A 9885-nucleotide genomic window follows, 5' to 3' on the forward strand; every position below is an offset into this window, starting at 1 on the left:
CTCCACGGTGGCGACCAGTGCGGCCTCGGCCGCATTCTCCTCGGCGACCACCACCCGGTGGTGTCCAGCCCCCGCGGCGGCCATCACGGCGGGCAGCACGCCGCGGACGGGTCGGAGCTGTCCGTCGAGCCCCAGTTCGGCGAGGAAGACGGTCGAGCCGCAGCTCCTGACGTCACCAGCCGCCGCCAGTGCGGACATGACGATCGCGAGGTCGAAGGCTGACCCGCGTTTGGGCAGCGATGCCGGGATGAGGTTCACGGTGATCTTCCGGCGGCTCAGGGGCACTCCTGCGTTCCGGGCTGCCGCGCGAATGCGGTCCTTGGCCTCGTTGAGGGATGCATCCGGCAGGCCGAGCAGGACGAAGGCCGGCAGGGTCTGCCCGATGTCCGCCTCCACCTCGATGACGTGTCCGTTCATACCGATGAGCGATACGGCGTAGGTCCGTCCGAGCGCCATCAGATGACCGCCCGCACATGCTCGATCCGCGGGGTGCCGGAACCGTCGTCCAGGACGCCCACGGCGTCGATCCGGAAGCCGCTGAACCTCAGGTCGTGGGCCCGGGCCCATTTGGACGCGAGCAGGTACAGCCGCTCGAGCTTGCTCGCCGTGATGGCCTCCAACGGCTGTCCGAAATCGTCGGAGCTGCGCGTCTTCACCTCGACGATCACGAGCGTGGATCCGTCGACCGCGACGAGGTCGATCTCCCCGACCGGGCACCGCCAGTTCCGGTCGACGATCCTCAGGCCCGCCTGCTCCAGGAAGACCGCCGCCGTCGCTTCCCCGCGACGCCCGAGCTGATCCTTTGCCACCATGGCTTCCACCTCCTCCCCCAGCGTCGGGGAAGCGGCGCACGTTCATCGTGGGGGGAGGGGCTATGTGGACAACGGGTGGTGCCGGGCGCCGGGGACCCGGGGAAGAAAGCTGTGGCAGAGGCTCCCCGCCCCTCGTACCGTGGACGGAGAAACGACGTCATCCATCCGGCGTCGCCCCGGATGCAGAACGGAGGACACCATGTCAGAGTCGAGCGACATCCTGCCAGGCGGATCCGAGGCGGACCGGCAGGAGCAGGGGGCACCCGTCCGAGCCGGCGCGGGCGCGGATCGCACCGGGACGGGGACAGGCGGCTCGGAGGCGGACCTCCAGGAACAGGGCATCTCAGCCGCGTCGGGTGACGACGTCTCCGGCGGCGGCATCGCCGGTGAGGGCACCGGCGGATCGGAGGCTGACCGGCTCGAACAGGCGGCCGACGTCCCGCTGGACGGCGAGGACGCCTTCCCCCACGGCGGAACGGACGACGACCCGACCGCGTGAGCGGCCGGCACTCCGGTCAGCCCAGCGTGCCGTCCTTGGGCAGCGCGATGTCGTCGGACTTCGACAGCTCCTCGACGTTGACGTCCTTGAACGTGATGACGCGGACGTTCTTGACGAACCGCGCCGAACGGTACACGTCCCACACCCAGGCATCCTGCAGCGTCAGGTCGAAGTAGACCTCGCCGTCGGCCGAGCGCGCCTGCAGGTCGACGTTGTTGGCCAGGTAGAACCGGCGCTCGGTCTCCACGACATAGCTGAACAACCCGACGACGTCCCGGTACTCGCGGTAGAGCTGCAGTTCCATGTCGGTTTCGTAGTTCTCAAGATCCTCGGCACTCATTCGACAATCATCCCCCACTTTCGACGCGTGGCATGCCGGGTACCGCCGAGGTTCCCAGGCGCCACGTCTTCCGGTGATACTCGCTCGCTCCGACGGCGTCGATGGCCGAGCGGTGGCCCTCGGTGGCGTACCCCTTGTTCCCGTCCCAGCCGAACGCCGGATGGTCCCCCGCGAGTGCGACCATCAGGGCGTCGCGCTCCACCTTCGCCAGCACGCTCGCCGCAGCGACGCTCAGGCACTTCAGGTCCGCCTTGATTCTGGTGTGGACGGGCGCCGTGCAGCCCACCGACTCGACCGGCGCCGTTCGGCCGTCCGTGTCGAAGAGCGCGCCCTGCGACCGGGCGGACAGCCAGTCGTGGTTGCCGTCGAGGATGACCGCGTCGGGCGTCACGACCTCCGTCACCGTCGCCCAGGCGCGGCTCCCTGCGGCGCGCAGGGCGGCCATCAGGCCGAATGCGTCGATCTCGGCCGCCGTCGCGTGCCCGACGGCGGACGCGACGGACCAGCGGCGGATGCGCGGGACCAGCGCCTCACGCTCCCCGGGCTGGAGCAGCTTGCTGTCGCGGACCCCGCGCAGGCCCGTGGCGGCAGCCAGGTCGACGACGACGATGCCGACGGACACGGGACCGGCCAGCGCTCCCCTGCCCACTTCGTCGCATCCGGCGATGTAACGGTGCCCGTCGACGGCGAAGGACTTCTCGACGCCGAGGTTCGGGGCGCTGGACCGTTTCTTACGGAGAGTGGTCATGGTCCTGCAGGGGTGGGCTGTGCCGCGGGCTCGGGATCGGGGACACCGCCGAACACGTCGGGGTGGTTGCCCAGGAATCCGATGCGGGTCAGCGGCCAGGCGATCACGGCCGCCTTGCCCTCGATGTTCTCGATCGCGACGAAGCCCTCCCCGGGCTTGTCCCGGTTCGCCCGCGAATCGGCGGAGGCGTTGCGGTGGTCACCCATCACCCAGACCTTCCCCTCGGGTACGACGACGTCGAACGGAAGGTCGGAGGGATTGGCGCCGGGGAAGAGGTAGGGCTCGTCGAGGGGCTCACCGTTGACCGTGAGCCTGCCCTCGGCATCGCAGCAGATGACGTGGTCGCCGGGCAGCCCGATGACGCGCTTCACGAGGTGCTGCTGTGATTCGTCGGGAGCGAGCCCGATGAAGATGAGCGCTTCCTTCAGCCAGCTCACCTGGACCGCGGCCTGGGGCGGCAGCCAACCCTCGGTGTCGCGGAAGACGACGATGTCGCCGCGCTGCAGGTCGAAGGGCTGCGGCACGAGCTGGTTCACGAAGATGCGGTCGTCGATCTCGAGGGTCTCCTCCATGGAGCCCGACGGGATGAAGAACGCACGGAACAGGAACGTCTTGATGAGGAAGGACAGCACGAGCGCGATGACCACGATCGTCGCGATCTCCTTCAGCCACGCGCCGAAACCGTGGTCGGCGTCCTTCTTGCGGCGCTTCGAGGGCCTCCCGGTGTCGCCTGCGTCGTCGGCGGCGGTCCCCGGGGCGCTCTCCGTGTCCGGATCGGGTGCATTGGTCGCGGGGGCCTCTGCGCCCGAGGGTGACTTCCTGCGGAAGCTCCGTGCCATGTGCTGGTGTCCTCTGTGGTCGGAATACCCGGCGGCCACCCACCGGAGGAAGTTCTACGAGAGCGCCGGTCCGGCCTCCCGGATCAGCCGGCAGGGCGCTCGATCGGCGCGAACCGGTCAAGGGGCCAGACTAGCTGAAAGGCACGCCCGATGATCCGATCCTCCGCGATCAGCCCGCCTCCCGGCGCGCCGAGGAGGGACCGGGAATCCATCGAGGCCGAACGGTGGTCGCCGAGGAGCCAGACGCGGCCCTCGGGCACCACGACGTCGAACGCGTTCTCACTCGCCGCGTCACCCGGATGGAGGTACGGCTCGTCCAGCCCGTCCCCGTTGACGGTCAGGCGACCGTCCACAGAGCAGCACACCACGTGGTCACCGCCGACACCCACGACACGCTTCACGTACACGGTGTCGCTGCCGCTGAGACCCAGCCACTGCCCAGTCCCGGCGACGATCCGTTCGGGGAGACTGCGCGGATCGGTGATCGGGTCGAAGGACCCCCGGCCGTCGAAGACGACGACGTCGCCGCGCCGCACGCTGCCACGCGTGTCCTCGAACTTGCTGACGAGCACCCGGTCACCCTCGGTGAGCAGGGGTTCCATCGACGCGGACGGGATGAAGTAGACGTCGATGAGGAAGCCGCGCACGAGGCCCGTGAGCAGGGCCGCGACGAGGACGGCGGAGAACACGAAACGCCAGCCCGTACAGCGGGACCGGCGTTTCGTGTGCTCTCCGACCGGAGACCGGGAAGCGGGGGTTTCGTGCACCTTCAGGAGGTTACTTGACCGTCTTGGGGTCGCGCTTCTCCTTGATCTTGGCTGCCTTGCCGCGCAGTTCGCGCATGTAGTACAGCTTGGCGCGGCGCACGTCGCCCTTGGAGACGACCTCGATCTTGTCGAGCACCGGGCTGTGGACGGGGAACGTACGCTCCACGCCGACTCCGAAGCTCACCTTGCGGACCGTGAAGGTCTCGCGGATGCCATCGCCCTGGCGGCCGACGACGAAGCCCTTGAAGATCTGAACACGGGTGTTCTTGCCTTCGATGATGTTGACGTGGACGTTGACGGTGTCGCCGGCGCGGAAGTCGGGGACGTTGTCGCGGAACGATCCGGCGTCAACGGAATCGAGAATATGCATGTTGATGCTCCTGGTGAACGCCACAGGTCATTCACGTTGGTCACGACGGTCAAGGACCGGGCGTGGACCCGGGCAATGCCGTCGAAGAAAGGATTCCCGGTCGGTCCGGAGGTCCGGCGGCCGGTGTGTGGAACTGTTGGCTGGACTCCCCCTGTGGCAGGGTCCGGCCCAGTGGACACAATCTACGATTATTCCACAGGGGCGGCGCAGACTGCTAATGCGCCGGCCGGGTCAGCCTGCCGTCGACGACGTCGAATCCCGCTGCGCGCAGGGCCCGGAGGTCCGCCTTCGTCAGTGCCCCGGTGTCGACGCCTGCCAGGAGGTCCGGGCGCCGTTCGGCCGTCCGGTGGAACTGCTCGAGGCGCCGCCACTCGGCGATCTTCGCGTGGTTCCCGCTGAGGAGGACCTCGGGGATGTCCCGGCCGCGCCAGGACGAGGGTTTCGTGTACACCGGGTACTCGAGCAGTCCGTCGGAGTGGGACTCCTCGACGAGCGACTCCGGGTTGCCGACGACGCCGGGGATCAGGCGCCCCACGGCCTCGACCATGGCGAGGACGGCCACCTCCCCGCCGTTGAGGACGTAGTCGCCGAGCGAGACGGGCCGGACGTCGAAGTCCCCGCGCGCCCAGTCGATCGCCCGCTCGTCGATGCCCTCGTAGCGGCCGCAGGCGAACACCAGGTGATCGAGTTCGGCGAGCTCGTACGCCATGGCCTGGTCGAACACCGCGCCGGCGGGCGAGGGGACGATCAGGGTGGGGCGCCGCTCCGCCGCGGGGGCTCCGTCGAGGACGGATTCGAGGGCCTGCGCCCAGGGCTCGGCCTTCATGACCATGCCCGCCCCGCCCCCGTAGGGCGTGTCGTCGACGGTCCGGTGCCGGTCCGTCGTGAAAGAGCGGAGGTCGTGCACGCGTACGTCGAGGACGCCGTCCTGCCGCGCCTTGCCGATGAGCGACAGGTCGAGGGCGGCGAGGTACTCCGGGAAGATGGAGACGACGTCGATCCGCACTAGCCGCGCGCCCCGCCCTCGGGTGCTGCGACGTCGTCGCCGTCGTCGGGCGCCTGGTTGGAGCCCGGGGTGTTGAGGTCGAAGAGCCCGGCCGGCGGCACGATGGTCACGAAGCCGGCCTCGGGATCGACGTCGGGGACGATCTCGCCGACGAACGGGACGAGCGCCTCATGGCCGGTGGTGAGTTCGACGACGAGGAGGTCCTGGACGGCCATGGTCCGCAGGCCCGTCACCTTGCCCACGGATTCGCCGTCGACCCGGACGTCCAGTCCCACGAGCTCGTGCTCGTACCAGGCGTCGTCGTCCGCGTCCTCCGATCCGGCGGTATCGAGGAAGAGCTTCGCGCCGCGCAGCGTCTCGGCCTGGTTGCGGTCGGGGACCTGCTCGAAACCGACGATCAGGATGTCCTTGTTCCAGCGCGCCTTGACCACGGTCAGTTCGGTCACCGCGGCGTCCTCGACCCGGAAGGTCTCGCCCGGTTCGAAACGGTCCTCGGGAGCGTCCGTGAAGAGCTGGACCGTCACCTCGCCCCGGATGCCGTGGGGCTTGCCGATCCTGGCTACCAGTACTTCCATCGCGCTGCTCCTGCTGGGTGTGGTCGGTGTACATGAGATCGGCCCCACCACCAGGTACTGGTAGTGGGGCCGATCGGAAGTTCGTGCCGTGAAAGCTCTGGCGGGGTCAGCCCCGGCGGCGGTCGGTGTCCACGACGTCGACCCGTACCGGCTCGCCGTCCGCGAGGGCGGCGACCACGGTGCGCAGCGCCCGGGCGGTGCGCCCCTGGCGGCCGATCACGCGGCCGAGGTCCTCCTGGTGGACGCGCACCTCGAGCGTCTCGCCGCGACGGTTGTTCTTCGCGGAGACCCGGACGTCGTCCGGGTTGTCGACGATGCCGCGGACGAGGTGCTCCAGAGCTTCGGCCAGCAACTTACTCTGCCTCGGTGGCTTCCGCGGCGGCGTCGTCGTTCTTCTTCGCCTTCGGCGTGATGGCCTCGGGGACGATCACCGAGCCCTTCTCGGGGGCGACGAACGACTCCTTGGCTGCCTTGGTCCTCAGGGTGCCTTCCTGGCCCTTGAGTCCCTTGAACTTCTGCCAGTCACCGGTGATCTTCAGCAGTACGGAGACCTGCTCGGTCGGCTGGGCGCCGACGCCGAGCCAGTACTGCGCACGCTCGGAGTTGATCTCGATGAACGAGGGCTCCTCGGTGGGGTTGTACTTACCGATCTCTTCGAGGGCACGGCCATCACGCTTGGAGCGTGCATCCATGACGACGACACGGTAGAAAGGTGCGCGGATCTTGCCCATGCGCTTGAGGCGAATCTTTACGGCCACTTGTGTGGTCACTCCTTGTAAATGAAAAGGGGCGAACCCGTCGTCCTGCTCCCGTGGGGCGGGCCATTTCGAGGGGTTCAAAGGACACAATTCACGCACAGAGAGAGGGGCTGCACGGATCGAGTACGAGACCATTGTGCCAGACGGCGGGAAATTAGGCGATTCCGCCGCCCTGGCCGGGGACGGCCACGCGCAGCCGGTTGCGCCAGGGATCCTCGAAGCGCAGCTCGGCCCCCGTGGAGTGGTTCGCGACGCCCGCGGAGGACAGCCGGTCGGCCAGGGCGCCCACCTCGTCGGCGGACGGCACGCTGATCAGGACCTCGCCCAGGCCGAGCGTGTCCTTGCGGGGTCCGGCTCCCCTGCTGTTCCAGACGTTCATGGCCATGTGGTGGTGGTATCCGCCGGCAGACACGAACAGTGCCTGGTCGTGCCAGCCCGCAGTCCGCTCGAAGCCGAGCACGTCCACGTAGAACCGGCGCGCGGTGTCGACGTCGCCCACCTGCAGGTGCACGTGGCCCACGTCCGCGCTCCTCGATGCGGCGTCGGACACGGCCGCCTCGGTGAGGTGCTCGTCGATGTACGCCTGCGGGGACAGGGGCAGGCTGTCCATGACGACCGAACGGTTCCCCCGCGCGTCCTGCGACCAGTCCCAGGTGTCCCTCGGGCGGTCGAAGTACAGCTCGATACCGTTGCCCTCCGGGTCGGTGAAGTAGAACGCCTCGCTGACGAGGTGGTCGGCGCTGCCGACGAAGGAGCTGAGCGGGTGCCGGGCGGCCGAGGCGACGGCCGCTGCGAGGTCGGAACGGTCGGCGAACAGGAGCGCCGTGTGGAACAGTCCAGCCTCCCCGCGCGGCGGGAGATGCAGGTGCCGGGCCTCCTCGAGGCGGACCACGGCCTTCCCCCGGCGCCCCAGGACGACTGCGTCGGCGCCGTCCTCGAGCACCTGGAGGCCGAGTGCCGTGGCGTAGTAGGTGGACAGGAGGGCGAGGTCGCCGACCTTGAGGGTCAGCGTTCCCATGGCGGTGTCGGTGGGCAACAGGTCCTGCGGGTGCATTGCGGCTCCTCGGGGGGTCGACGGTGGGTCACCCCGTACAACTAATTGAAGCTTCAACTTATTCCGCTGCCGCGGTCCGCACCACCGCTCCGCGCAGGACGACGGCCCGGAGGGAGGCGAGGGTGCCGATGTCCTGGCGGGGATCGGAGGAGCACACCACGGCGTCGGCGCTCGCACCCTCCTCGATGCCGGGGAAGCCGAGCCAGCGCCGGGCCGCCCAGCAGCCGGCGTCGAGCGCCGCCGACGCCCCGAGACCCGCGCCGGCGAGCGCGGCGATCTCGTCGGGGAGCCGGCCGTGCGCGATCACGCTGCCGGCGTCGGTTCCCGCGTAGACCGGGATGCCGGCGTCGTAGGCACGGCGCACCATCTCCTCCCGCCCGCCCCACAGGCGCCGCATGTGCGCCGCGTAGTCGGGGAACTTCTGCTGCGCGCCGTCGGCGATGACCGGGAACGTGTCGACGTTGACGAGCGTGGGCACGATCGCCACGCCCTGCTCCACGAAACGGGGGACGTGCCGGGGCAGCATGCCCGTGGCGTGCTCGATGCAGTCGATCCCGGCGTCGAGCATGCCGTCGAGCGTCGCGGCGGCGAAGCAGTGGGCGGTGACGCGCGCCCCCTCGGCGTGGGCGGCGTCGACGGCGTCCCTGAGCGCGGCGGGCGGGAAGGCGGGGACGAGGTCTCCGACGGACCGGTCGATCCAGTCCCCCACGATCTTCACCCAGCCGTCCCCGAGCCTCGCCTGGTCGGCCACGGCGCCGGCCAGCTGCGCGGGTTCCACCTCGACGGCGTAGTCGCGGAAGTAGCGCCGGGTACGGGCGACGTGCCGGCCGGCCCGCACCAGGCGCGGCAGGTCCGCGCGGCCCTGCACCCACCGGGTGTCGTTGACGACGCCGGCGTCGCGGACGAGGAGCGTCCCCGCGTCGCGGTCCTGCAGGGCCTGCTGCTCGGCCAGGGCGTCCGGCACACGGCCCCGCCGGTCGAGCCCGATATGGCAGTGCGCATCGACGAGGCCGGGCAGCACCCAGCCCGAGAGGGTCTGCACGGGGGTGCCGGGCGGCCTCGCGAAGGTGAACCGGCCGTGCTGCACGTAGACGTCGGGCACCGTGCGCGTCGGCGACAGCAGCACCGTACCGGTGAGGTGGAGGAACCCCTCGGGATGCGTCACGGCGCCCGGCGGGCCGGGACGGCGGTCACGCCGCCGCCCGCACGGTACCGGCGCGCAGGAAGGCCCGGATCAGTGCGTCCCCCTGCGGCGTGTCGTGGGGGCGGTGGCCGCCGGGGACGACGCGGTGCACGGCCCCGGTCCCGGCGAGGTACTCGGCGACCTCCTCGTAGAGCGGCTCCCAGCCCCCGGTGAGGACCAGGGTCTGCACCCCGGGCACGATCGACAGCGGCGCCTCCCACGGCGGGCTCTGCAGCCGCAGCCTCGCGGCATCCCGACGCTCCTCCCCCGAGGTGGCCGGCCGCGCGTCCGCGGAGAACATGCGGCGCACGAACGCGCGGAGGAACTCCTCGTCGGACAGGGCGTGGCGCTCGGCGAACAGCGGCGCCATCAGCTCGATGTGGGCACGGGTGGCAGGGAGGTCCGCCGTCAGGGAGAGGCACGCCGGCTCGACGAGGGTGAGGGAGCGCACGAGGTCCGGGCGTTCGACGGCGAGCATCATCGCGCAGACCGCGCCCTGCGAGTGGGCGACGACGTGGCCGCCGTCGCCCAGAGCCTCGGCGACGATCTCCTGGTCACGGCCGTGGTCGGTCGGCAGCGGATCCGCATCCGGGGCGAACCCGTGCCGCCGCAGGTACAGGCAGTCGAAGTCGAGCGACAGTCCGTGCTGCTTCGGCCAGGCCGCGGCGCCGAAGCTGCCGCTGCCGTGGACGAAGACGACCCGCTCGAGGTTCGGCACCGCCCGCGCTACTTCCCGAGGAACTTCTCGAAGCCCTTCGGGAGGTTCATGGCCGACGGGTCGAAGTCCGGCTGCCCGCCGCCGAACGCGGCACCGGTGGGTGCCGCGGTACGGGCGGCGGAACGGCGTGCCTCGGCGTCCTGCAGCTCCTGGGCCGCCTTCGCGGGATTGCCCGAGCGGGGCTTCTTCTTGCCCTTGGCCGCAGCCGCCTTCGTC

General features: G+C 70.1%; 15 protein-coding genes and 1 pseudogene. 1 reads left to right on the top strand and 15 read right to left on the bottom strand.

Features of this window, described 5'->3' with window-relative positions; genetic code table 11:
• Together CVO76_RS06660 and CVO76_RS06665 are read right to left on the bottom strand one after the other, a co-directional pair.
• A partial coding sequence (locus tag CVO76_RS06660; RefSeq protein ID WP_279628601.1) for a magnesium chelatase domain-containing protein occupies positions 1-456 on the bottom strand: 456 nt, incomplete at its 3' end.
• A complete protein-coding gene (locus tag CVO76_RS06665; protein WP_208741362.1) occupies positions 456-821 on the bottom strand; it encodes a YraN family protein in 366 nt (121 codons plus the stop codon). The genes CVO76_RS06665 and CVO76_RS06660, both read right to left, overlap by 1 nt.
• A gap of 190 nt (positions 822-1011) precedes the next feature.
• On the opposite strand from CVO76_RS06665, the gene CVO76_RS06670 reads away from it, so the two are divergent.
• The gene (locus CVO76_RS06670; protein WP_208741364.1) at positions 1012-1311 is read left to right on the top strand and encodes a hypothetical protein; all 300 of its coding nucleotides are present in this window, start codon (positions 1012-1014) and stop codon (positions 1309-1311) included.
• A gap of 16 nt (positions 1312-1327) precedes the next feature.
• Here the strand turns inward: CVO76_RS06670 and CVO76_RS06675 are convergent, their stop codons facing one another.
• From CVO76_RS06675 to CVO76_RS06735, 13 genes and pseudogenes are all read right to left on the bottom strand, one after another.
• Entirely contained in the window at positions 1328-1651 is a 324-nt protein-coding gene (locus CVO76_RS06675; protein ID WP_087075985.1) for a DUF2469 domain-containing protein, read from the bottom strand.
• Positions 1652-1658: 7 nt separating this feature from the next.
• The gene (locus CVO76_RS06680) at positions 1659-2399 is read right to left on the bottom strand and encodes a ribonuclease HII (RefSeq protein ID WP_208741366.1); all 741 of its coding nucleotides are present in this window, start codon (positions 2397-2399) and stop codon (positions 1659-1661) included.
• On the bottom strand, positions 2396-3238 hold the full coding sequence (gene lepB / locus CVO76_RS06685) for a signal peptidase I (RefSeq protein ID WP_133080690.1): 843 nt from the start codon (positions 3236-3238) through the stop codon (positions 2396-2398). The genes CVO76_RS06680 and lepB (CVO76_RS06685) overlap by 4 nt, the downstream gene beginning before the upstream one ends.
• An 83-nt stretch (positions 3239-3321) precedes the next feature.
• The gene (lepB, locus tag CVO76_RS06690; RefSeq protein WP_432206153.1) at positions 3322-4011 is read right to left on the bottom strand and encodes a signal peptidase I; all 690 of its coding nucleotides are present in this window, start codon (positions 4009-4011) and stop codon (positions 3322-3324) included.
• Positions 4012-4015: 4 nt separating this feature from the next.
• Entirely contained in the window at positions 4016-4375 is a 360-nt protein-coding gene (rplS, locus tag CVO76_RS06695; protein WP_087075993.1) for a 50S ribosomal protein L19, read from the bottom strand.
• Positions 4376-4589: 214 nt separating this feature from the next.
• Positions 4590-5381 carry a tRNA (guanosine(37)-N1)-methyltransferase TrmD gene (gene trmD / locus CVO76_RS06700; protein ID WP_208741370.1) on the bottom strand — a complete coding sequence of 264 codons (792 nt, stop codon included), beginning with the start codon at positions 5379-5381 and terminating at the stop codon, positions 4590-4592.
• Positions 5381-5956, bottom strand: a complete 576-nt coding sequence (gene rimM, locus CVO76_RS06705) for a ribosome maturation factor RimM (RefSeq protein ID WP_208741372.1) — start codon at positions 5954-5956, stop codon at positions 5381-5383. The genes trmD and rimM overlap by 1 nt, the downstream gene beginning before the upstream one ends.
• A gap of 106 nt (positions 5957-6062) precedes the next feature.
• Positions 6063-6308, bottom strand: a complete 246-nt coding sequence (locus CVO76_RS06710) for an RNA-binding protein (RefSeq protein WP_104118497.1) — start codon at positions 6306-6308, stop codon at positions 6063-6065.
• A 1-nt stretch (position 6309) separates the two neighbouring features.
• Positions 6310-6714, bottom strand: a complete 405-nt coding sequence (gene rpsP, locus CVO76_RS06715) for a 30S ribosomal protein S16 (protein ID WP_104118496.1) — start codon at positions 6712-6714, stop codon at positions 6310-6312.
• A gap of 154 nt (positions 6715-6868) precedes the next feature.
• Positions 6869-7768 (bottom strand): VOC family protein, encoded by a 900-nt coding sequence (locus CVO76_RS06720; RefSeq protein WP_208741374.1) that lies wholly within the window; start codon positions 7766-7768, stop codon positions 6869-6871.
• Between the two features lie 58 nt (positions 7769-7826).
• Positions 7827-8933, bottom strand: coding sequence for an amidohydrolase family protein (locus CVO76_RS06725; RefSeq protein WP_432206139.1), 1107 nt, complete (start codon positions 8931-8933; stop codon positions 7827-7829).
• A gap of 25 nt (positions 8934-8958) precedes the next feature.
• Complete coding sequence (locus CVO76_RS06730) at positions 8959-9669, bottom strand: alpha/beta fold hydrolase (RefSeq protein ID WP_208741376.1); 711 nt, start codon at positions 9667-9669, stop codon at positions 8959-8961.
• An 8-nt stretch (positions 9670-9677) separates the two neighbouring features.
• Positions 9678-9885: pseudogene (locus CVO76_RS06735) on the bottom strand (signal recognition particle protein); the annotation flags it as partial.

Origin of the sequence: Arthrobacter agilis (genome assembly GCF_002953615.1) — a bacterium.
GTDB classification, from domain to species: Bacteria; Actinomycetota; Actinomycetes; order Actinomycetales; family Micrococcaceae; genus Arthrobacter_D; species Arthrobacter_D agilis_B.

Bases quoted from the DNA above. Each gene is read 5' to 3' on its own strand.
- rimM (WP_208741372.1), bottom strand. From the start codon at position 5,956: ATGGAAGTACTGGTAGCCAGGATCGGCAAGCCCCACGGCATCCGGGGC.
- CVO76_RS06680 (WP_208741366.1), bottom strand. From the start codon at position 2,399: ATGACCACTCTCCGTAAGAAACGGTCCAGCGCCCCGAACCTCGGCGTC.
- CVO76_RS06720 (WP_208741374.1), bottom strand. From the start codon at position 7,768: ATGCACCCGCAGGACCTGTTGCCCACCGACACCGCCATGGGAACGCTG.
- lepB (WP_133080690.1), bottom strand. From the start codon at position 3,238: ATGGCACGGAGCTTCCGCAGGAAGTCACCCTCGGGCGCAGAGGCCCCC.
- rplS (WP_087075993.1), bottom strand. From the start codon at position 4,375: ATGCATATTCTCGATTCCGTTGACGCCGGATCGTTCCGCGACAACGTC.
- CVO76_RS06675 (WP_087075985.1), bottom strand. From the start codon at position 1,651: ATGAGTGCCGAGGATCTTGAGAACTACGAAACCGACATGGAACTGCAG.
- CVO76_RS06670 (WP_208741364.1), top strand. From the start codon at position 1,012: ATGTCAGAGTCGAGCGACATCCTGCCAGGCGGATCCGAGGCGGACCGG.